The organism is Microbacterium sufflavum (assembly GCF_023101165.1).
Taxonomy (GTDB): domain Bacteria; phylum Actinomycetota; class Actinomycetes; order Actinomycetales; family Microbacteriaceae; genus Microbacterium; species Microbacterium sufflavum.
In genome coordinates this window covers 361,465-383,369 of the sequence record NZ_CP078076.1, presented here as the reverse complement: position 1 = coordinate 383,369, position 21,905 = coordinate 361,465, and the positions used below count along the sequence as shown (strand labels likewise).

Annotated in this window: 18 protein-coding genes; 4 read left to right on the top strand and 14 right to left on the bottom strand. The window is 71.8% G+C overall.

Translation table 11 applies throughout. The features are described 5' to 3' along the window. Window positions 1-2: 2 nt before the first annotated feature. From KV394_RS01995 to KV394_RS01980, 4 genes are all read right to left on the bottom strand, one after another. The gene (locus tag KV394_RS01995; protein WP_247982164.1) at window positions 3-1,373 is read right to left on the bottom strand and encodes an ABC transporter substrate-binding protein; all 1,371 of its coding nucleotides are present in this window, start codon (window positions 1,371-1,373) and stop codon (window positions 3-5) included. Between the two features lie 39 nt (window positions 1,374-1,412). Then, window positions 1,413-3,110, bottom strand: a complete 1,698-nt coding sequence (locus KV394_RS01990) for a glycoside hydrolase family 13 protein (protein ID WP_407665450.1) — start codon at window positions 3,108-3,110, stop codon at window positions 1,413-1,415. Window positions 3,111-3,251: 141 nt separating this feature from the next. Further along, window positions 3,252-4,256 carry a LacI family DNA-binding transcriptional regulator gene (locus KV394_RS01985; protein WP_136035510.1) on the bottom strand — a complete coding sequence of 335 codons (1,005 nt, stop codon included), beginning with the start codon at window positions 4,254-4,256 and terminating at the stop codon, window positions 3,252-3,254. Between the two features lie 68 nt (window positions 4,257-4,324). After that, on the bottom strand, window positions 4,325-4,750 hold the full coding sequence (locus KV394_RS01980) for a VOC family protein (protein ID WP_247982162.1): 426 nt from the start codon (window positions 4,748-4,750) through the stop codon (window positions 4,325-4,327). Window positions 4,751-4,855: 105 nt separating this feature from the next. Here KV394_RS01980 and KV394_RS01975 point away from each other — a divergent pair, with 105 nt between their 5' ends. Further along, window positions 4,856-6,172: an MFS transporter gene (locus KV394_RS01975; RefSeq protein ID WP_247982161.1), complete on the top strand. Its 1,317-nt coding sequence runs from the start codon at window positions 4,856-4,858 to the stop codon at window positions 6,170-6,172. Between the two features lie 7 nt (window positions 6,173-6,179). On the opposite strand, the gene KV394_RS01970 is transcribed toward KV394_RS01975, so the two are convergent. The 4 genes from KV394_RS01970 to KV394_RS01955 all read right to left on the bottom strand — a co-directional run bounded on the left by KV394_RS01970 (window position 6,180) and on the right by KV394_RS01955 (window position 8,678). After that, window positions 6,180-6,701 carry a hypothetical protein gene (locus KV394_RS01970; RefSeq protein ID WP_247982160.1) on the bottom strand — a complete coding sequence of 174 codons (522 nt, stop codon included), beginning with the start codon at window positions 6,699-6,701 and terminating at the stop codon, window positions 6,180-6,182. Continuing rightward, complete coding sequence (locus tag KV394_RS01965) at window positions 6,623-6,889, bottom strand: helix-turn-helix domain-containing protein (RefSeq protein WP_247982159.1); 267 nt, start codon at window positions 6,887-6,889, stop codon at window positions 6,623-6,625. Before KV394_RS01965 ends, KV394_RS01970 begins: the two co-directional genes overlap by 79 nt. An 83-nt stretch (window positions 6,890-6,972) precedes the next feature. After that, window positions 6,973-7,767 carry an alpha/beta hydrolase gene (locus KV394_RS01960; RefSeq protein ID WP_247982158.1) on the bottom strand — a complete coding sequence of 265 codons (795 nt, stop codon included), beginning with the start codon at window positions 7,765-7,767 and terminating at the stop codon, window positions 6,973-6,975. A gap of 77 nt (window positions 7,768-7,844) precedes the next feature. Continuing rightward, a complete protein-coding gene (locus KV394_RS01955; RefSeq protein WP_247982157.1) occupies window positions 7,845-8,678 on the bottom strand; it encodes a zinc-ribbon domain-containing protein in 834 nt (277 codons plus the stop codon). 68 nt (window positions 8,679-8,746) lie between these two features. Here KV394_RS01955 and KV394_RS01950 point away from each other — a divergent pair, with 68 nt between their 5' ends. Then, on the top strand, window positions 8,747-9,262 hold the full coding sequence (locus tag KV394_RS01950) for a GNAT family N-acetyltransferase (RefSeq protein ID WP_247982156.1): 516 nt from the start codon (window positions 8,747-8,749) through the stop codon (window positions 9,260-9,262). 12 nt (window positions 9,263-9,274) lie between these two features. Here KV394_RS01950 and KV394_RS01945 read toward each other — a convergent pair whose 3' ends face one another. The 6 genes from KV394_RS01945 to KV394_RS01920 all read right to left on the bottom strand — a co-directional run bounded on the left by KV394_RS01945 (window position 9,275) and on the right by KV394_RS01920 (window position 18,763). Next, on the bottom strand, window positions 9,275-10,675 hold the full coding sequence (locus tag KV394_RS01945) for a threonine/serine exporter family protein (protein WP_136036643.1): 1,401 nt from the start codon (window positions 10,673-10,675) through the stop codon (window positions 9,275-9,277). A 50-nt stretch (window positions 10,676-10,725) separates the two neighbouring features. Further along, window positions 10,726-11,754 carry a fatty acid desaturase family protein gene (locus KV394_RS01940; protein ID WP_136034775.1) on the bottom strand — a complete coding sequence of 343 codons (1,029 nt, stop codon included), beginning with the start codon at window positions 11,752-11,754 and terminating at the stop codon, window positions 10,726-10,728. 259 nt (window positions 11,755-12,013) lie between these two features. Continuing rightward, window positions 12,014-16,135, bottom strand: coding sequence for a DUF11 domain-containing protein (locus KV394_RS01935; RefSeq protein WP_247982155.1), 4,122 nt, complete (start codon window positions 16,133-16,135; stop codon window positions 12,014-12,016). Between the two features lie 331 nt (window positions 16,136-16,466). Then, window positions 16,467-16,901 (bottom strand): redox-sensitive transcriptional activator SoxR, encoded by a 435-nt coding sequence (soxR, locus tag KV394_RS01930; protein WP_136034779.1) that lies wholly within the window; start codon window positions 16,899-16,901, stop codon window positions 16,467-16,469. A 112-nt stretch (window positions 16,902-17,013) separates the two neighbouring features. Next, a complete protein-coding gene (locus KV394_RS01925; RefSeq protein WP_247982154.1) occupies window positions 17,014-18,150 on the bottom strand; it encodes a hypothetical protein in 1,137 nt (378 codons plus the stop codon). Beyond that, the gene (locus tag KV394_RS01920; RefSeq protein WP_247982153.1) at window positions 18,137-18,763 is read right to left on the bottom strand and encodes an RNA polymerase sigma factor; all 627 of its coding nucleotides are present in this window, start codon (window positions 18,761-18,763) and stop codon (window positions 18,137-18,139) included. The genes KV394_RS01925 and KV394_RS01920 overlap by 14 nt, the downstream gene beginning before the upstream one ends. Window positions 18,764-18,922: 159 nt before the next feature. Here KV394_RS01920 and KV394_RS01915 point away from each other — a divergent pair, with 159 nt between their 5' ends. Next, the gene (locus tag KV394_RS01915; RefSeq protein ID WP_136044799.1) at window positions 18,923-20,398 is read left to right on the top strand and encodes an MFS transporter; all 1,476 of its coding nucleotides are present in this window, start codon (window positions 18,923-18,925) and stop codon (window positions 20,396-20,398) included. A gap of 91 nt (window positions 20,399-20,489) precedes the next feature. Continuing rightward, entirely contained in the window at window positions 20,490-21,809 is a 1,320-nt protein-coding gene (locus KV394_RS01910; RefSeq protein WP_247982152.1) for a flavin monoamine oxidase family protein, read from the top strand. Window positions 21,810-21,905: the final 96 nt, after the last annotated feature.

Here is a 21,905-nt window from a genome sequence, read left to right as displayed (position 1 = left end):
CGTTACTCGTCGAGCTTCGCCTGGGCGTCGGTCTGCGCCTGGGCGAGCAGGGCGTCGATGTCGGCGTCCTGCTGGGTGAGCACGGTCTGCACCACCGCGTCGAGCAGCGCGTAGACCTCCTGGGTCTTCACCTTCGGCTCGCCCACGGGCGTCTGTTCCCAGATGCGGTCGCTGAACGGCTTCATCTGGTCGACCGGAACGTTGATGTAGTCCGCGATCCACACCTGCGACTCGTCGTACAGCTCACGGCTGAGCACCGGCAGCAGCGGGGTACCAACGGCCTGCCCCGACTCGTCGAGGGTCTTCGCGTCCTGCACGGCCGCGTCCTCGTCCATCAGCTTCTGCATGTAGTACCAGTCGATCCAGGTGACAGCGGCGTCCTTGGTGGCGTCGTCGACCGTGGGGCTGATCACCGCGATGTCGCCGCCGCCGAGCGTGCCGGGGTCGTCGCCCTCCATCGGCACGACCGTCATGCCGTAGATCTCCGAGTCCATGCCGAAGTCGCGCACGAGGGCGGTGTAGATGTCGGAGCCCGAGGTGTACATGCCGATGTTGCCCGCGGCGAACTCCTGGTTGATGGTGCCCCAGTCGAGGTCGACCTTGGAGCCGAACGACCCGTCCTCCCACTTCACGTCGTGGAGGAACTGGAGGGCGGCCTTGGTGGCGTCGTTGTCGATCGTGGACTCGGCGGTGCCGTCGCCGTTGTCGGTCTGCGTGCGGCCGCCGCGCGCAACGGTCTGCGAGGTGAGCTGCCAGCCGCCGGTGTTGTTGATCGCCATCTGCGCGTAGCCGGCCTTACCGGTGGCGTCGGTGATGGCCTTGGCGGCCTCGCGGATCTCGTCCCACGTCTGCGGCGGGTCGTCGGGGTCGAGGCCGGCCTGCTCGAACAGGTCGCGGTTGTAGTGCAGCGCGGCGGCGTATGCCTGGCGGGGGAAGCCGTAGATCTTGCCGTCGTCGCCCGTGACGCCCTCGAGGATGATCGGGTTGAACTTGTCGGTGTACCCGAGCTCGTCGATCGCGTCGGTCACGTCCATGAGCTGGCCGTTCTCCAGCAGCGTCTTGGAGTCGGTGAACGGCACGGTGAACACATCGGGGAGGCTGCCGCCCGCGAGCTGCACGGCGAACGTCGGGCCCTCCCACTCGTACTCGACACCGATGATGTCGATGTCGGGGTGCTCCTTCTCGAACTGCTTCTCCTGGGCGGCGAACGCGTCGTACGCGGCGGCGTCGGCGCCGGGCGGGAACGTCGCGACGCGCAGCTCGAGCCTGCCGTCGGAGCCGGAACCGGTGTCGTTCGCGGAGCATCCGGCCAGTGCGCCCGCCGTGGCGAGCACGGCGATCCCAGCGACCAGGGCCTTCTTCGGTGACTTCATCGTCTGTCCTTCCATGTGATGCGGATCGGGTGGTGCGGGTCAGTGGGGCGCGCGACCGGTGCGCGCCGGGCGCAACGTGAGCCACGCGGTGGCGTCGGCCGGCAGGGTGCCGTCGAGCGGCGTGCTGGACAGCAGCACCGCGTGGTGGGCGGGGAGCGGGATCGGCGTCGCACCGAGGTTGGTGATGCTGACGGTGTCGTCGCCGCGGCGGAACGCGAGCACGTCGGATCCGAGCTCGAGCCACGACAGCTCGCCGTTCGCCAGGTCGTGCACTTCGCGGCGCAGCCGGATGGCCGCGCGGTAGAGGTGCAGGGTGGACGCGGGGTCGAGTTCCTGCGCGTCGACCGTGAGCCCGGCCCAGTCGGCGGGCTGCGGCAGCCACGGGGCGCCGCCGAACCCGTACGGGCTCGCGTCGCCCGCCCACGGCAGCGGCACCCGGCACCCGTCGCGGCCGGGGTCGACGCCGTGCGACCGGAAGTGCATCGGGTCTTCGATCGCGTCGAGCGGCAGCTCCACCTCGGGCAGCCCCAGCTCGTCGCCCTGGTACACGTACAGGCTGCCGGGCAGCGCCGCCACGAGGAGGGCTGCGGCGCGCGCTCGCCGGAGCCCGCGCGCGGTGTCGGTCGCGGTGCCGAAGCGCTTGCGCTCGAATGCGAACGACGAGTCGGCCTGCCCGTAGCGGGTGACGGGACGCGTGACGTCGTGGTTCGACAGCACCCAGGTGGCGGGGGCGCCGACCGGTGCGTGCTCGGCGAGGGTGCGGGTGATGGAGGCGCGCATGGCCGCGGCGTCCCACGGCTGGGTCATGAACCCGAAGTTGAACGCCGTGTGCATCTCGCCGGGTCGCAGGTACCGCGCGAAGCGCTCGGCGTCGTCGAGCCACACCTCGCCGACGAGCACGCGCTCTCCGGCGTAGTCGTCGGCCACGGCCCGCCACTCGCGGTAGATGTCGTGCAGCTCGTCGCGGTCGATGTGCGGGTGGTTTTCCGCGGGGGCGGAGCCTGCGGGCAGGTCGGGCAGCGCGGGGTCCTTCGCCGGCAGGGCGGCGGAGTCGATGCGCACACCGGCGACGCCGCGGTCGAACCAGAAGCGCAGCACCTCCTCGTGCTCACGGCGCACGTCGGGGTGGTTCCAGTTGAGGTCGGGCTGCTGCGGCGTGAACAGGTGCAGGTACCACTCGCCCGGTGTGCCGTCGGCGTTGCGCGTGCGCGTCCAGGTCTCGCCCTGGAAGCTCGACACCCAGTTGGTGGGGATGCCGGAGCCGTCGGCGCCGCGACCGGGGTGGAACCAGAACCGTTCCCGCTCCGGGCTGCCGGGGCCGGCGGCCAGTGCCTGCCGGAACCACTCGTGGCGGTCGGAGATGTGGTTGGGCACGATGTCGACGATGGTGCGGATGCCGAGCTCCAGTGCCTCGGCGATCAGCAGCTCGGCCTCCTCCAGGGTGCCGAAGCGCGGGTCGATGGCACGGTAGTCCTGCACGTCGTAGCCGCCGTCGGCGAGGGGGCTGCGGTACCAGGGGGTGAACCAGAGGGCGTCCACGCCGAGGCTCTTCAGATACCCGAGGCGGGAGCGGACGCCGGCGAGGTCGCCGATGCCGTCGCCGTTCCCGTCGGCGAAGCTGCGCACGTAGATCTGGTAGATCACCGCGGTGCGCCACCAGCCCTCGTCCGTCGGGGGGACGGGCCGGGAAGCGGGGGCGGTGCTGCGCAGAACGTCGGTGTCCACGGGTCTCCTCATCGACGATGATGAGTTGAATGTAGCTTTCCGAAGGGATTAACGCAAGAACAGGACAAAAAAATGAAAAACAGAAAGGGCTCCAGGGCGCGCGAAAGCCCCCGGGGGAGCCCGCGGGGGGAGGAGCGGCGGAACGCCGCCGATTCAGTGCAGCGGACCGGTGGAGGCGCGCAGCACGAGCTCGGGCTCGAACAGCAGCTCGTCGGCGGCCTGCGGCGTGCCCGCGATCTGCGCGAGGAGCAGCTCGATCACGGCCCGGCCCATCGACTCGATCGGCTGGCGCACGGTGGTCAGCGGCGGCTCGGTGCAGCTCATCAGCGCCGAGTCGTCGAAGCCGACCACGCTCACGTCGCCCGGCACGGACAGCCCGGCGCGGCGGGCGGCGCGCACGGCCCCGAGCGCCATCGGGTCGCTCGCGCACACCAGGGCCGTGGCTCCGGCGGCGAACAGTCGCGCGGCCCCCGCCTGGCCCGACTCGAGCGAGTAGAGGCCGCGCGCCACGAGCTCGTCGCTGAGTGGAGAGCCGAGCTGGTCGAGCAGCCGGCGGGCGGCGTCGAGCTTGCGGCGCGAGGGGATGTGATCGTCCGGCCCGAGCAGCAGACCGATGCGCCGGTGCCCGAGCTGATGCACGTGGAGCACGGCCTGCTCCGCGGCCGCGACATCGTCGGTGGAGACGGTGGGGAACGGCAGCTCCGGCACGCGCGCGTTCACGAGCACGGTCGGCAGGTTCACCGCCCGCAGCCGCTCGTAGTGCTGGTGGGCGGCGTCGGCCTGGGTGTAGTTGCCGCCGAGGAACACCACGCCCGACACCTGCTGGGCGAGCAGCAGGTCCACGTAGTCGGACTCGGTGACCCCGCCGGCGTTCTGCGTGCAGAGCAGGGGCGTGTAGCCGTTCTGGGTGAGCGCACCGCCGACGATCTCGGCGAACGCGGGGAAGATCGGGTTCTGCAGCTCCGGCAGCACAAGACCGACAAGGCGCGCCCGCTCGCCGCGCAGCTTCGTGGGCCGCTCGTAGCCCAGCACGTCCAGCGCCGTGAGCACGGCCTGCCGGGTGGCGTCCGAGACCCCGGGCTTGTCGTTGAGCACGCGGCTGACCGTCGCCTCGCTCACGCCGACCTTGCGGGCCACCTCTGCCAGACGCTTCGACATGCGCTCAGTGTACGCAAGTCCTTGCAAGATCGCGCAAGCGGGTTGCGCTCACTCGCCGGGGCTCGCGCTCACTCCGACGTTGCGCCCGCGGACGTTCCGCTCTCGCTGCCGTTGGCGGGGTCCCCCGCGAACGCGATCGCGCCCAGGAAGTTGTCGCTCGGGTCGGAGAACTTCAGGAACCGCGCGAAGCCCAGGTCCTCGATGCTGGCGATCCGCGTGTCGGACGCCCGCAGCCGCGCGGCCAGGTCGTCGAAGCGCTCCGTCTTGAGGAAGAGGGCCGGCTTCGTGTCGCCGTCCACGGTGACCCGCATCGGCGTGTACTCCGCCGCCTCCCAGAGCATGAGGTCGAGGCCGGGGTCCAGGCGCAGCATGGCGTAGGTCCCGTAGTGCGTGAGCACGCGGAAACCGAGCACGTCCGAGTACCAGCCGATGGCCTCGTCCAGGTTCTTCGCGGGCAGCTGGACATGGTCGAGGGCAGTGACGACGGGGGTCATAGGCGTCCTTCCGGGTGGGACTCCCAACCTATCCGCGGCCGCCGTGGGAAATGCCGCGTCCGATACCCGCCAGAACTCCGGGCGGCGGACTGCTGGGCTGAGGGGATGCACCCGCGAGTCCCCCGCCCTCCGCTGCCTCCGGCGTTCACGCGACTGTCCTGGTCGAGCGTCCTCACGCAGTTCGCCGAGCAGATCGCCCTGGTGGCCGTCCCGCTCGCAGCCGTGCTGCTGCTGGGCGCCGACGCCGCGGGCACGGCGCTGCTCCAGGTCGCGCAGACCCTCCCGTTCCTGCTGCTCGCCATCCCGTTCGGGCTCCTCGTCGACCGTTCGTCCCCGCGCCGGCTCCTCCTGCTGTCCGAGGCGCTGCGCGCGAGCACGCTCGTGGCGGTGATCGTCCTCCTCGCCCTCGACGCCCTGCGCTTCGAGTCGTTGCTGGCCCTCGGTTTCGCGGGAGCCGTGGGCACCATGGGCATCAGCGTCGCCGTGCCCGCCGCCGTTCCGCGCACCGTCTCGCGCGATCGCCTGGTCGACGCGAACCGGTGGCTGGAGCTCGGGCGCAGTGCGGCGTTCATCGGGGGGCCGGCCGTCGCCGGGGCGATCGTGTCGCTGGGCGGCGCCGACACCGCGTTCGTCGTGGCGACCGTCGCCTGCCTGGCCGCGCTGGCCGTGCTCGCGCGCACCGACATCCCCGCCCGCGTGGCCGCACCCCGCACGACACCCTGGCGCGACATCGGCGAGGGACTGCGCTTCGCGTTCTCCCATGCGCTGCTGCGGCCGATGATCGTGACCTCCTTCGTGTTCAACGTGGGGTGGTTTCAGCTGCAGTCGGTGTTCGTGGTCTACGCGCTCGACCGCCTCGGCATGACCCCCGCGACGGTCGGCGCCGCGATGGCCGTGTACGGCGGCGGCATGGTGATCGGCGCACTGCTCGCCCCGGTGCTGTCGCGACGGTTCGCGCTCGGCGCCCTGACGATGCTGGGGCCGCTCGGCGGGTTCGCCGCCGCACTCCTGATGGCTGCGACGCTGTGGGTGCCGGCGCCGGCGTTCGCGTTCGCGGCGTATCTGCTGTTCGGGCTCGGGCCGGTGCTGTGGACCATCGGCACGACGTCGCTGCGTCAGGCGGTGACCCCGGTGTCGATGATCGGCCGGGTGTCGTCGGTGCTGGTCGTCGCCACGTACGGGGCCCGCCCGGTCGGCGCGGCGCTCGGGGCCGTGGTCGCCGCCGGGGTGGGAGTCGAGGCGTGCATCGTGCTGTGCGCCGGGGTGTTCGCCGCGCAGCTCGGCTACGTCCTGCTCTCGGCGCTGCGCCGGGTGCGGGAGATCCCTGCCGACCCCGCGGACGCTGCGGTCGAGGCGACACCGCCGGACGAGTCCGCGGGCGGACGGACGGCACCCTCCGCCCGCGGGTCCGCGTCCGAGTAGTTCCGCGTCAGACCCGACCCGATGGCGTGCGCAGCGCCCTGGCCTCGGCCCGCGTGATGCACGCCTGGACCACGGAGGTGACGCCCAGCGCGGCGCTCACCACCACCAGCCCCGCGACCACGAGGAACAGCACGTTCGCGTCGATCGTGTCGGACTGCCAGCGCGACAGATCGGCCGGGAGGGGGGCGGGCTCGCCGAGGATCGACGTGATCGCCGGATCGAGCACGAGCGTCGCGACCGCGCCGGTCGCCGTGACGATCGCGGCGATCCCGAGTCCGTTCAGCGGGAGGTAGCGGATGACCAGCGCCGCGATCCAGACCGGGATCAGCGCGATCGCGGCGATCGGGACGGCGACGGTCGCCCAGCGGTCGGCCCGGCCGAGCGCCGCGAGCAGGATGAGCAGGAACAGGAGGATCGCGACGGTGCCCACGACCAGCGTGAGCAGCGCGTTCAGCTGCCGGACCGCCGCCGGAACAGCGGGCAGCGAGAGCCAGATCGGCGTGAACACCAGGACGATCGCCAGCAGCACCCGACGTCCAACTCGCGGGCGAGGGCCGGGAGGAGGCTGATGTCGGGGTAGGAGAGTCCGCGTTCCCACTTCGACACCGCGGACTCGGTCACGTGCAGCATCGACGCGAGCTCCCGCTGCGTGAGCCCCGTCCCGCGGCGGTGCTCGGCGACGAAGTCACCGAAGTCCTGCTTGGCGCTGTGTGTCATGACGCCGAGTCAAGCGCGCGCCTGGACCCGCGGTTCAACATCCCGGAGGAAGTGCGGACTCGACCGTTCGGCCAGTCCCGGAATCACGCGGGTGTGGGCCCGCCCGTCGCTCCATCGGACGACAGTCGCGGCTCGCCGATGCCGGAGGCGGTGAGGGCACCGAGGGTCTCGTCGAGCCACGCGATGCTCTCGGGAACCCAGCTCCGGCCGCGCGGCGTGAGGGGGCGCGGGTTCAGGTGCGCCGCCCCGGTCGAGAAACCGTGGGCACCGTACGAGTAGACGTGGGCCTCGAAGGGCACTCCGGCTCCGGCCAGCGCGGAGGCGAAGGTGAGCGTGTTCTCCACGACCGTCACGTCGTCGTCGCGCGTGTGGAAGAGGAAGGTGGGGGCGGTGTCGGCCGTGACGTGCTCCGCCGGGTAGGGCATGCCCGGTCGGCAGCGGTCGGCGATCTCCGGCAGGATCACCGGGTAGCCGAGGATCGCGGCGGCGGGCCGGTGCTCGGCCACGGTCGCCGCGACTGCCGCGAGGTGCCCGCCGGCGGAGAACCCGATGACGGCGATCTTCGTCGGGTCGAGGTGCCACGCGTCGGCGTTCGCCGTGAGCTGTGCCATCGCCTGCTCGTAGTCGTCGAGCGGGCGCGGCCAGGCTCCCTGATCGCCGACCGAATAGCGCAGCACGAACGCCTGATACCCCGCCGCGAGGAACGGGTAGGCGACGGGATCCGCCTCCCGGTCGCTGCAGTACTGGTAGCCGCCGCCGGGGAGGATCAGCACGGCCGGGCGCGCCGTGACCCCGGCGAACTCGCCGTCGACGGGCTGCACGTAGCAGGTGAGCGTGACGCCGCGCTCGGCGTTCAGGGTGACGGTCTCGCCGAGCATCGGGGCGGCCTTTCGGGGTGGGGGCGGGGTGGTCGTCAGGCTACCAAGCGCGGGACGTCGCCGGGGGAGCGCGGCGCTCACGCGCGCAGATACGGGTCGACGAGGAGCGGGCCCCGGATCTCGCGGAGCCGCTCGACGAGCCGATCGATCGCCACCCGGCCGAGCCCCGTGAGCTGCACGTCGTACGGGCCGAGGGATTCGAGCGGACCGGTGCGCAGCCGCACGACCTCCCAGCCGGCGCCCCGCACCGCGCGGTCCTTGCGGCGATCGGCCTCCTCGCGCGTGCCGACGTGCTCGAGCCCGTGACGGCCGACGGAGTCGTACTCGATCGCGACCCGCAGCTCGGGCAGCAGGATGTCGGGCCACACCTCGGTGTGCCGGAAGAACGGCCGCACGACCTTGATCGCGTTGAGGCCATCGGTGAACTCCAGCCGGTCGCGCAGCATCGCGCGCAGCTTCGCCTCGGCCGCCGACGCGGGCTTCGGCGCGCACGCGCTGAGGAACGGGGTGCCCTTCGGCAGGTCGGGGGTCTTCGTGCACAGCGCGGGTGCGGGCTTCTTCGGGCGGGCGGGCAGCGCGCGAGCCTCGCCCAGCACCACCGGCTGCGGGCGGGCGAGCGCGGAGCACTCCGGACACCACGACGAACGCCGCCGCACGCGCCCCGGTCGTTCGCGCTGCTCGGTCGGGGTGGCCGCGAACCGGTGCCCGAGCGGACACTCCCAGCACAGCAGCACGTCGGCGGCCAGCGGCACCTGCGACAGCGCGATGCCGTGGTTGAGCTCGGGGTGGTACTGGCGGACGAGCTCGGGATACGCCGACCACGCCGACCGGTAGGTGCCCACCGCGTAGGGCACGGCGGCACCGCGCGAGAACTGGCGTCTCGCCCACCACGTCGGCACGGGATCTGGCATGCGGGAGACGGTAGGCGCGACCTCCGACATCGGTCGCGGATGTCGGAGGTCGACGGCAGACTCCCCGCATGGACACCCTCGCCCTGCGGCCGTGGTCGCCCGCCGACCTGCCGCTGCTGCACGCCGCCAACACCCCGGAGATGACCGCGCATCTCAACGGACCGGAGAGCGAGGAGGAGATCCTGGCGCGTCACGAGCGGTACCTCTGGCTGCAGCGCGACGGCGAGGCGCGGATGTTCGCGATCGTCGACGAGAGCGGTACGCCGCTCGGCTCGATCGGGCGGTGGAAGGTCGAGGGGAGCGCGGGCCCCTCGTGGGAGACCGGGTGGTTCGTGCTGCCCGCGGCGCAGGGGCGAAGGGTCGCCGCGCGGGCGCTGTCCCTCCTCGTCGCGGAGGCGCGCGAGCACCACGAGGGCCGGAGGCTGCTGCTCGCGTTCCCCGCGGTCGACAACCCGGCCTCCAACGCGGTGTGCCGCCGCGGCGGGTTCGAGCTCGTGGGCGTGGCAACCGAGCGGTTCCGCGGGGCCGACCTCACCGTGAACGAGTGGGCGCTCGACCTCACCGCGCCCCCTCGCGCGACCTGAGCCGCGCCCGCGTCAGCGCCGCACGCGCGCCCTGGTCTTCGCGACGCCCGCGAGGGTCGCCCGCACGGGGGTGCCGAGGTAGAGGCCGAGGGAGGCGCCGGAGGCGAGCGCGATGCCGATCACCGCGGCGTCGATGAGCGAGCCGCCCGTGGCGAGCATCCCGGCGGAGGTGCCCGCCGCGTGCACCATCTCCAGCAGCCCCTGGAACACCGCGACCCCGGGCACGAGCGGCACGATCGCGGCCGTCGTCACCGCGACCGAGGGCACGTGCAGGTTGTGCGCGATCAGCATGCCGACGAAGCTCGCCAGCAGCGCGCCGACCGCGCTCGCCGCCGCGGGGTGGAGGTGCAGCGCCACGGTGCCCGCGTACCCGGCGAGCGTCAGGGCGCTCAGCAGCGCGCTCACCAGGATGATCCGCAGTCCCGCGCCGTTGAACACCGCCACGGCGACCGCGATGATGACGGCACCGGCGAACTGGTTCAGCAGCGGCCCGAACGGGGCGGGGTCGTCGGGCAGCCCCATCGTGAAGCCGAGCACGCCGCCCAGCTCCAGTCCGACGAGGATGCCGATCACGACCCCGAGGGTCTGCATCGTGAGGTCGAGGATGCGACCGCCCGCGGTGAGCGCGAAACCGTCGATCGCGTCCTGCGCGGCACCGACCACGGTGAGTCCGGCGAGCATGAGCACGATGCCGGACGCGACGATGATCGACGGCCGGATGCCCACGAAGGGCTCGACGCCGGCGCTGCCCAGCGCGGACACCGCGACCGCGACGACCGTCGTCACGAACCCGCCCGCGATCTGGCTGAAGAACAGGGGCACCCGCAGCCGCGCGAGCCCGGCCTGGGTGAGCGCGGCGCACAGGGCCGCGACGAACGTGAGCCCGACGATGATCGGGGAGGCGCCCAGCATGATGCTCACGCCCACCGCGAGCAGCGCACGGGCCACGATCACGACCGGCTGCTGGTAGCGGAACGGCATCCGCCGGATCACGCGGAAGGCGGTGCGGGCCGACTCCAGGTCGAGCCCGGCGTCGATGTCGGCGACCAGGGCCTGCACGCGCTGCAGCTTGGCGTGGTCGGGGGCGGCGACCCGCACCACGCGCACCAGGGTCTCCGGCCACACCTCCCCGCTGAGGTGGAACGACACCGTGATCGAGTTGTAGGTGACGTCGACTTGCACGCCCTTGAGCCCGTAGGCCTCGCACACGCGGGTGATCGCGAGGGTCACCTCGTGCGCGGACGCCCCCACCGCGAACATCGACTCGCCGATGCGGGTCGCGAGGTCGAGCACGCGCGGCACGGTGCGCTCGTCGATGACGGGCAAGGCCTCGGTGTGCGCGACGCTCGACGGGTCGGTGTGCAGCAGCCGGCGGACCGAGGAGAGCAGTCGCTGGGGAGAACGCGCGGACATGGAGTCCATTCTCCCGTGCCGCGACCGCACCCCCGGTCTGCGGGCGGCGGTCAGGCGCGGCGCAGCTGGGCGGCGGCGGGGCAGTCGAATGGGTCGCGCGCGGCGAGCCCCACCCGGTTGAGGTAGTCGATCACGATCGCGTAGGAGCGCACGAGGCTCGTCTCGGTGTACGCGATGCCGTTGGCGGCGCAGTAGTCGCGCACGATCTCCCGCGCCTTCGCCAGGTGCAGGCGCGACATGTTGGGGAACAGGTGGTGCTCGACCTGGTGGTTCAGGCCGCCCATGAGCCAGGTGACCCAGCGGCCGCCGTGGATGTTGCGCGAGGTGCGCACCTGCTTGGAGAAGAAGTCGAGCTTGGCGTCGGGCGCGATGATCGGCATGCCCTTGTGGTTCGGGGCGAACGACGCGCCCATGTACACGCCGAACACCGCGAGCTGCACCCCGAGGAACGCGAACGCCATCCCGAGCGGCAGCATCAGGAACACCGGGATCAGGATGATCGCGAACCGGGCGACGATGAGCGACAGCTCGATCCAGCGGCCCTTCACGTTCTTGCGGGTGAGCAGGTGCTTGAGGCCGATGTAGTGCAGGTTGAGGCCCTCGAGCGTGAGCAGCGGGAAGAACAGCCAGCCCTGCTTGCGGGTGATCAGCCGCACGAGGCCGCGGGACTGCGCGGCATCGGTCTCGAGGAAGGAGATCGTGTCGACCTCGATGTCGGGGTCGCGGCCGACCTGGTTCGGGTTGCCGTGGTGGCGGGTGTGCTTCGAGTCCCACCAGTGGTAGCTCATGCCGACGATCCCGGCGAGGATGCGCGCGAGGCGGAAGTTCGCGGGACCGGACGACAGGATCTGTCGGTGCGCTGCCTCGTGCGCGAGGAACGCGATCTGCGTGAAGACGATGCCGAGCGCCGCCGCGATGAGCAGCTGGAACCAGCTGTCGCCGAGCAGCAGGAAGCCGGTGACGCAGCCGGCGAGGGCCAGCAGCAGGGCGCCGCCGACGAGCGAGTAGAACACGGGGGTGCGCTGCAGCAGCCCGGTCTCCTTCACCACCTGCTGCACGTCGCGGTACGCCCGTGTCATCGGGGGGAATTCGGCGGTGCCCGCGTAGGTCTGGCGGACGGGGCCGAGGGCGGAGGCGGGGGAGGCGGTTCGGGTGAGAGAGATGATGCTCTCCTGTCGATCGGGAGCCCTTGAGCTGTGGAAGCCAAGGGCGGATGCCGATCGCTGTCCTCAGGCTAACCCGGCCCGCATACGCCGCACGGCATGCGTCGAAGCGGCTCCGCAGACGACGAGAGCGGGGTGGCCGGATGGCCACCCCGCTCCCGTCGAGCACCGTCCACTACTCGGCGTTCATGTCGCTCCGACGACGGCGGGCGACGACGTACACGCCGCTGCCGACCAGCAGGAGCAGGAGCGCGATCGGCACCGACCACACCGGCAGCTCGCCACCGGTGGTGGCCAGGCCCGGCATCGGCGGCACGTCGTGCTCGGTGCGGCACGGCTCGTTGGCCGCGCAGCCGCCGCGCGGGTCGTCGGTGGTGACGACGTTGTCGATGTCGCCATCACCGTTGCCCGTGACGGTCACCGAGTAGGTGATCGTCACCACGTCACCCGCGACGAGGTCGCCGGTCCAGGTGAGGTCCACGCCGTCACGGGTCACGGTCCCCGCGGACGCGACCGCATCGTCGTTGTACGTGGCGTCGTCGAGCACCGCGGTCAGATCGTCGAGGATCCGCGCACCGGGGATCGGTCCGACGCCGGTGTGGCGCACCGTCAGGGTGTAGTCGATCACGTCGCCGCGGTCGACCCGTCCCGGTGCGGGGTCCGATGTCTTCTCGAAGGTGTACGCGCCGACCTGGTGCACCGTGGCGCAGTCGGTCTGGCTCTGGCAGCCCGGGCTCGTGACCACGTTGGGCAGCTGCCCGTCACCCGATCCGATCGCCCCGACGGTCACGGAGTACGGGATCGTCGCGACCTCGCCGGGCGCGAGCGTCGCGTTCCAGGTGAGGTTCGCGCCGTCCATCGCCACCGTGCCGAGGCTCGCCGCCACGTCGCCGTTGTACGACGCGTCGTCGAAGACACCGGTCAGGTCGTCCGACAGCAGTGCGGCCACCGATCCGGCACCGTCCTGCGTGACCGTGATCGTGTAGTCGATCACCTGGCCGGCCGCGACCGTCGTGCCCGACACCGGGTCCGAGCTCTTCACGACGGCGTAGGTGCCGGTGTAGTGCTCGGTGGTGCACACCGACTCGGATTCGCAGCCGGGGCTGGTCACGACGTTGGTGAGCGTCGTGTCGCCACCCTCGACGACGGTGACCGAGTACGTGATCGTCACCACGGCGCCGGGAACCAGGTCGCCCGTCCAGGCGAGCTGTGCCGTCGCCGGGTCGAACGTCGCGGCACCGCTGGTGGCGGTGATCGTGTCGTCCCACGTGGCGTCGTCCAGCACCTCGGACAGGTCGTCCGTGAGCGTCGCGCCCGTCACGGCGGCGAGGCCCGACTGGGTGACGGTCACGGTGTAGGTGATCGTGTCACCCGTGGCGACGTCGGTGCCCGGGGCGGGATCGGAGTCCTTCACGACGGAGTAGGAACCCGCGAGGTGGTTCGTCGTGCAGTCCTCCGGCGTGAGGCAGCCCGGGCTGGTGACCGTGTTGGTCAGGCTGGTGTCGCCCGCGGCGGTCACGGTCACCGAGTAGGTGATCGTGACGACGTCGCCCACGGCCAGGTCACCGGTCCAGCTCAGCTCCTGCGTGTCCTCGTCGTACTCGAGGTCACCGGCGGAGACCTCCGCGTCGTCGTTCCAGGTGGCGTCGTCGAGCACCTCGGGCAGCTCGTCGGTGAGGACGGCGTCCTGCACCGCCCCGCTGCCGGTCTGCGTCACCGTCACCGTGTAGGTGATGACGTCCCCCGGCTCGACGGCCGTCCCCGGCGCGGGGTCGGACGTCTTGACCACGGAGTACGCCCCGACGAAGTGCTCCGTGGAGCAGACGTCGGCGGTGGCACAGCCCGGGCTGGTGACGACGTTGAGCAGGTCGGTGTCTCCGGCGCCGCTGACCCCGACCGAGTAGGTGATCGTGGCCACCTCGCCCGGCTGGAGCGTGCCGTTCCACGTGAAGGCGTTCGTCGCGGGATCGAACGACGCGGTGCCGAGGTCGGCCGCCAGGTCGCCGTTCCACACGGCGTCGTCGAGCACCCCGGTCAGGTCGTCCGTGAGCACGGCGTCGACCGCGCCCGTACCCGCCTGGGTGACGGTCACCGTGTAGGTGATGGTGTCACCGGGGGCCACGTCGGTGCCCGACGCGGGGTCGGACTCCTTGACCACCGAGTAGGTGCCGTACAGGTGCGTCGTGCCGCACGTCTCGGGCGAGGCGCACCCGGGGCTGGTGACCTGGTTGATCAGCGACTGGTCGCCGTCTCCGGTGACGGTCACCGAGTAGGTGATCGTCACGACGGCGCCGGGGGCCAGGTCGCCCGACCAGTCCAGCTGCTCGCTGTCCTGGTCGAAGGACACCGTGCCGGCGGAGGCGACGAGGTCGTCGTTCCAGGTGGCGTCGTCGAGCACGTCGGAGAGGTCGTCGGTCAGCGTCGCGCCGTCCACGGAACCCTGACCGGTCTCGGTGACGGTGACGGTGAACGTCAGCTTCTGATCATCGGACACGGTTGTGCCGGACGCGGGGTCCGAGGTCTTCACCACGGAGTACGCGCCGATCGGGTGCACCGTCGAGCAGTCGTCCGCGGTCGCACAGCCGGGGCTGGTGACCACGTTGCCGAGACTGTAGTCGCCCGCGGGCAGGTCGGACATGTCGTCGACGGTCACGGAGTAGGTGATCGTCGCGGTCCCGCCCACGGGGAGGGTGCCGTTCCACGACAGGGTGGTTCCGGTCACGTCGACCGTTCCCGTGCTGGCGGCGACGTCGCCGTTGTACGCGGCGTCGTCGAGCACGTTCGCGAGGTCGTCGGTGAGCGTGGCGTCCGCGGGGACGTTGCCCACCTGTGCCACGTCGATCGTGTAGGTCACCACGTCACCCGACTGGACCGACTCGCCGTCGGCCGGGTCGGACGACTTCACCACGGTGTAGTTCGCCGCGGGTGCGACGATGATCTGCTCCTGCTCGTCGACCGGCGTGAAGGTCCAGTCGTCGATGTGGCGCACGTCGCCCCAGGGGCCGTCGACGCCGTTGTTCGCGTTGTTGGGCTGGATGCTCATGTCGCAGGGCCAGCCGTGCACGCCGCCGGGGACAGCGCTCGCCGTCCCCGCCCGTCCGTCCATCACGGGCGGAAGGCAGTCCGTGCGGTGATTCGCGAGCTCCAGGGTCGTGTCGTTCCAGTACAGGGTGGACGACCCGGCCGCCGGGCCGTTGATCGCGGTCACGGAGATGCCGCCGCGGCTCTCGATGTCGGAGTTGACGAAGTGGATCTCACCCGCCTTGGAGATACCGGCGCGCGCGGCGAACTGCGTCGTCGCGGGAATCGGTGCTCCGAAGGCGTCGAGTCCGTCGAAGGACACCGTCTGCACGCCGTCCCCGTTGACCGCCACGGTGATCAGGCGATCGCCCGCGGTTCCGTAGAAGCCGTCGGCGTCCGCGTCGACCCAGAGGTCGACCGAGCCGACGTGACCGCTCGTGGTGAAGGTGAACGTGCCGGCACGCGTGTCGTTGCCGGCGGGCGCGAACGCGAAGCCGGAGATGTCCGGTGTTTCCGGCGCGGGCAGCACGAAGTGGCTGCCGTCCACGGCAGAAGCCGACGCGGGGAGGTCGGCCGCGGGCATCTCGAAGAAGATGTGGTACGGCACACCGCACGAGTCGCTCGGCTCGATGCCGGGGATCTCCGAGCCGGTGGGCGCCCCCATGGCCGCGCTGCCGTAGTACGGCGTGCACGTCCCTGGCAGCACGTTGCCGAACTGGTTCACCTGGAACCGGCTCGAGATGCCGCGGAAGTCCGAGTACGTCGACCGGTACTGGTAGCCCGTCGAGCCGACGTACCAGAGGTCGAAGGTCGCCGGTTCCGTGTCTTCCATGATGAAGTCGTCGGACCACACGCGGCCGGGGATCGGCGTGCCGCCCGAGCTGACGGTGATGTTCCACTGGAAGGTGCCGGCGGCGGCCTGCGAGTCGGCGACGGGACGGACGAAGTCGATCGTCCAGATGCCGCTGACCGCCGCCGTCTGGGTGCCGAACGTGCAGGCGGTGCCGACGACCGCGTCGGCGGCCACGGTGCACTCGAACGTCTCACCGGACGGCGATGTGGCCCGGAGCGTGGCCGACTGGGATCCGACCCCTCGCACGAGCTTCGAGATGTCGCCGGTGAGCTGTTCGCCGGCGTTGACATAGGCGAAGAACTGGTTGGTCTGACGAAGCGTCGTCGTGCCCCAGCTCTGGGTGGCCTCGGCGCTCGGAGCGGGGCCTCCGAGCGTGCTCACCCCGACCAGTGCCGAGGTGACGAAGAGCGATGCCAGGAGCATGCTCGTGAATCGGCGCACGCGACCGGGTGGTCGCGAGAGCACTGCTGCTGTGGAGTCCACGGGTATCCCTTCAATGGTTGGTCGATCACGCCGGCGCGACGACACCGTGCGACGACGTGATGATCGGTTCCCTCGCGGACGCGCACCCGCGCCTGGCTGTCGGGACAGCCCGCGACCGTGAGGACGGCACACGGATGGCCGCGTGCCGTCTAGAAGGTAAAGGGTTACTCGTTACCGGCACAACGCCGTTCGGACGGCCTGGCGGCCCGGCGCAGAGGTCTGGCTGATCGTCGGATCCGCGCTGGACGAACGTCGAGCGCGACGTGCCCGGTCAGATGCGGCGGGGGCCCGGACCGTCGTCGCCGAGGGTGTCGTCGGGATTGAGCAGGCGGCACGCCTTGAGCGACAGGCAGCCGCAGCCGATGCACCCCGTGAGCTCGCGCTGCAGGTGTTCCAGCTGGGTGCGACGCTCCTCGAGCTGTGTGCGCCACAGCTTCGCGACCCGGCGCCAGTCGGCGTGCGAGGGCGGCGTGTCGATGGGCAGTGTCTGGAACAGCTCCTGCACCTCGCTGAGCGGGATGCCGATGCGCTTGGCGACGACGATCAGCGAGACGCGGCGGAGCATGTGCCGGCGGTAGCGGCGCTGGTTCCCCGCGGTGCGCGTCGACGAGATGAGGCCGAGCTGCTCGTAGAAGTGCAGCGCGGAGGGGGCGACGCCGGTGCGCCGGGTGACCTCGCCGATCGGAAGCAGGTCTTCGGGTTCCATCGTGCGCTCCCTTCGCTCGACCTCAACAATAGATGAGGTCTGCGCGGGTGCGGGGCGACGACGGCGCCCCTCCACCGGAGACCGGGGAGGGGCGCCGTGGGGCGAGGACGGCTCAGCTCGCAGGAGCGGAGCGGAACGTGCTCGACCGGGAGGGGATGCCGTCGGGCAGGAACGGGGCGGAGCCGACCTCGACGGGCGGGTCGTCCTTCGTGTGGCGGTTCCACAGCTGTCCCGGCACGGCCAGCAGGAACTCGTCGATCTGGACGACGGCACCGGCCGCCGGGTCGATCGACAGCCGGTAGCGCTGCTCGTCGGAGGCGTAGGCGAGCACCTTGACCGCCGTGGAGTCCTCCTCGACCGTGATGCCCGGAGCGAGGGCGAGGGCTTCGAGGAAGGTCGCGCGGTACTCCGGCGATCCCGTGTGCAGCAGGGTCGAGGTGGCGAGCGTGGAGAGCATGTGCTCGGCGGCCGGCACGTCGTACCGCTCGTACGTCCGGTCGAGGATCCCGCTCTCCTCCAGGTCGCCGTCGACGAGTTCCGCGGACTCGGCGATCTCCGCGTCCATCAGGTCCCTCATGCCCTGGGTCCAGGCCTCGAGGAAGGCGGCGGGATCGTGCGGGAAGTCCGCGGGCGACACGGGGAGCGTCTCCGGCGGCGAGTCCGCCGAGTGCGGGTCCTCGGCCACGGGTGGCGTGCCGAGGGGACCGATCTCCGTGCTGCCGTAATAGTCGTTCCACGCGGTCGCCACCGCGGCCTCGTCTCCGTAGACGTCGGTGGAGTGGAAGCGGATCTGGTCGGTGACGTGCAGGGTGCCGTCGGCGTCGAGCCGGTACGTGCCGCTCCACTGCGACACGACGGCGCCGGTGGCTCCGGCGCGGATGTCGCCGAAGGGTGCGAACACGGTGTTCGGGCCGCCGACCATCCCGAGGTGCCTGGTGGTGATGGTGACCGCGGTCGTCTCCGAGGCGGGGGCCGCGGCCGCGGCGGCCCTGATGGACGCGGCGGTCTCGGTGAGGTACTCGGCGGCCGACGCGGCCTGCGGCTGGCTGACGACCCCGGGCGGCGCCACGGCGATGGCGGTCACGACGGCGGCGGCGACGGCGGCGCCGCCGAGCGAGACCACCGCGATGCGGCGGAGGGGGCGCGAGCGCCGGGAGCGGGCGATCTCCTGGTGCAGCGCCCGGCGGGGCGCCTGGGGGGAGGTGGGATAGGTGGGCCGGATCTCCCTGACCTGGTCAAAGATGTCCATGAGCGGACTCCGTCTCTGCGTAGCGGATGTGTGTGGTGGCCGAGCGGGGGGCGTGCGCGAGGCGCGCGGGTGCCGGCGGTGGGGGCGCGGAGAGTTTCGCGCGGATGCGGCTCAGCCGGGAGCGCACCGTGCCGATGGGGATGCCGAGCGCCGCGGCGATCTCCGGGTAGGTCAGATCGCCCCAGGCGTGCAGGAACAGCACCTCGCGGTCCCTGGCCGACAGCGCGGCGATCCGGGGGAACAGATCCTCCAGCTGGGCCGAGGCGTCCAGCCGGGAGATCGAGCGGTCGAGGTCGTCGACCGTGTCCTCGTCGCCGGCGCCGAACGCGGCGTGCAGTGCGCGCCAGTGCGTGGCCTGCGCCCGCCGGTGCTGCGCGAGCACCTTGGTCGCGATCCCCATGAGCCAGGGGAGCGCGGAGGTCCTGGTCATGTCGTAGCGCTTGCGCCGACGGAACGCGGCGAGGAAGGTCTCGCTGACGATGTCGTCGCTGGCGTGGGGGCCGACCCGCCGCGCGACGTAGGCGGTGACGGCAGTGATATGTCGCTCGAAGATCTCGGCGAAGCGCTCCGCCGACGTGATCGAGTCACGGATGATGTCGTTGTCGTTGGTCACAAGAGGTATCCGCATCCCGGCCGCATCCGGTTCCAAACCGGTCCGCGCGGCGCTGCCGCTTGACCTCAACATTACTTGAGGTCATACCGTGACGGAAGGCCGCCGAGCACCGGCGCCACGGAGGTGATCGACCTCCGCCGACGCTGCAAAGGAATGCTCATGTCCTCACCACAGACGTCCACACCGGTCAGCGGGAGCTGGCGCGAGCTGCTGAGCAGTCGCTACGCCCCGATCGCCGCCGTGCTCGCCGGCGGCGTGCTGCTCGAGGCGAGCAACGTCTACCTCACCACGAGCCTCCTGCCCACGATCGTCGGCGACATCGGCGGGGCCGAGTTCTACGCCTGGACGATGATGACCTTCCTGCTCGCGTCGGTCGTGAGCGCGATGCTCGTGAGCCGCATCCTCACCCGTCAGGGGGCCGTGCGGGCCTACCTGCTGGCGCTCGGGCTGTTCGCCCTCGGCTCGCTCCTGTGCGCGGTGAGCCCTTGGATGTCGGCGCTGCTCGTCGGGCGCGCCGTGCAGGGGCTCGGCGGCGGCCTGCTCGCCGGTCTCGGCTATGCGCTCATCCAGCGTGCCCTGCCGGAGCGGCTCTGGGCCCGCGGCGCTGCTCTCGTGTCGGCCATGTGGGGCGTGGGCAACATCGTCGGCCCCGTCGTCGGCGGGATCTTCGCGCAGCTCGACGCGTGGCGCGCGCCGTTCGTCGGACTCGCCGTCCTGTCGGCGCTGATCGGACTGGTCGTGGTCCGCGCGCTGCCGCAGACCGCCCGTGCCCGCTCGAGCGAGTCGGTGCCGTGGGGGTCGCTGGTGCTGCTCGCCGGCGGGGTGGCGGCGGTCGGGGTCGCCGGCGTCGTGCCCGCGGGTGTCGGCACGGGCGTCGCGCTGGTCGTGGGCGTCGTGCTCGCCCTGTGGTTTGTGCGGCACGAGAAGCGCAGCCGCGTCGGGATCCTCCCCCGGGTCACGTTCGTGCGCGGCTCCTCCCTCGGTTGGGTGTACCTGACGGTCGCGGTGCTGGCCTTCGCGATCGGCACGGAGGCGTTCATCCCGCTCTTCGGGCAGGAGATCGGGGGACTGATGCCGTTCGTCGCCGGGCTGCTCGGCGCGGCGCTGTCGCTCGGGTGGTCCGTCACGCAGATGTTCACCGCGAACGCCACGGGGGTCCGGTCCCGGCGGGTGCTCATCACGGTCGGCCCGCTCACGGTCGCGCTCGGGCTCGCCGCGTACGGGCTGCTCCAGCACGAGGGGCCGTCGGCACTCGTCGTCGCGCTGTGGTTCGTCACGCTGTTCGTCGCCGGCGCGGGGATCGGCCTGGGATTCCCGCACCTCACGGTCGCGGCGCTCGGCAGCACGCGCGATGAGGAGGAGGGGGCGAAGGCGGCGGCCGCCGTCAACACGGTGTTCCTCATCGCGAGCGCCTTCAGCGCGGCGATGGCGGGCGTGCTCGTGAACCTGGCGCTGCCCGACATGGTCGGCTCGGCGCGGCTGCTGATGCTGACCTTCGCGGTCGTGTCCGTGCTCGGCATGATGCTGGCGCGCGGAGCGAGCTGGGGCATCGGGCTTCGCGCGGACGCAGACGACGCGGACGACGCGACGCCCGCCACCACGGCGGTCCCGCGTCGGGCGCCGGACGCGGGGTGACCGGCGTCCGTCGAGGTGATGGGGCGGTGGCGGCGGGCGGCGATGGGTATCGTCGAGGCGAGGACGCCGATGTCCCGCCGCGGGAGGAATCATGGAACGGGTCGACACGGTCGTGGTCGGAGCCGGGGTCGCGGGACTGACCGCGGCACGGCTGCTGCAGGACGCCGGGCGCACGGTGGTCGTGCTGGAGGCTCGGGACCGCGTCGGCGGTCGCGTGCACACGGATCGGACGGACGGCGCCACCGACCTCGGCGCCTCGTGGATCCACGGCGTCGACGGGAGCCCGGTGGCGGCGGCGGCCGCGGCCTTCGGCATGCGCACGGTCGAGTTCACGGTGGGCGGCTACCAGGTCGACGGTCGTCCGATCGCGAACTACGGCGTGGACGGGCGGCGGCTGCCCGATGAGGCCGCCCGTGCCTTCGCGGCCGACGTGCACGCGGTCGATGCCGTCCTGCCCGAGGTCATCGCGGCGTCGGCGCCCGAGGCCTCGTACCGCGAGGCCACGGAGGAGGCCCTGGAGCGGCAGGGTTGGGATGCGGATCGCACCCAGCGCGTGCGCGAGTATCTGGAGCACCGCGCGGAGGAGCAGTACGGCGCGTGGATCGAGGACCTCGCGGCGCACGGGCTCGACGACGACCAGATCGACGGCGACGAGGTCGTGTTCCCCGACGGCTACGGCGCGCTGCCCGAACGGCTGGCGCAGGGTCTCGACGTGCGGCTCGGCCACGTGGTGACGGGCGTCGACTGGACCGACGGGGTGCTGGTGCACACGGGGCGCGGCGTGTTCGCGGGCGACACCGCCGTGGTGACGCTGCCGGTCGGGGTGCTCCACTCCGGGGCGGTCGACATCGTGCCCCCGCTGCCTTCGGCCAACGCCGACGCGCTCGGACGGCTGCGCATGAACGCGTTCGAGAAGGTGTTCCTGCGCTTTCCCGAGCGGTTCTGGGACGAGGGCGTCTACGCCATCCGGCAGCAGGGCCCGGAGGGCCGCTGGTGGCATTCCTGGTACGACCTCACCGCAGCGCACGGGCGTCCGACGCTGCTGACCTTCGCGGCGGGGCCGGCGGCGACCGCGACGAGGGACTGGGCAGACGAGCAGGTCGTGGCCTCGGTCATGGCGCAGCTGCGGCGGCTGTACGGCGACCGGGCCGTGGAGCCGGTGGCCGTGCACCGCACCGCGTGGCAGGACGACCCGTTCGCGCACGGCTCATACGCGTACATGACGCTCGGCTCCACGACCGCCGACCACGACGATCTCGCGACGCCGATCGGGGGCGTGCTGCACCTCGCCGGGGAGGCCACCTGGACAGATGACCCCGCGACCGTGTCGGCCGCGATGCTGTCCGGTCACCGCGCCGCCGAGCGCATCCTGGGCGCGGCCGTCCCGATCGAGCGGCTCTGGGCCGACTGACCCCTGGGTGCTCGACGGGCGGGCTCGTGCTCGCGGGAGTGTGGGGCCTGGCGCGACGGCGGTCAAGCCCCTGCGCTCGGCCGTGGTCGCGCGCGT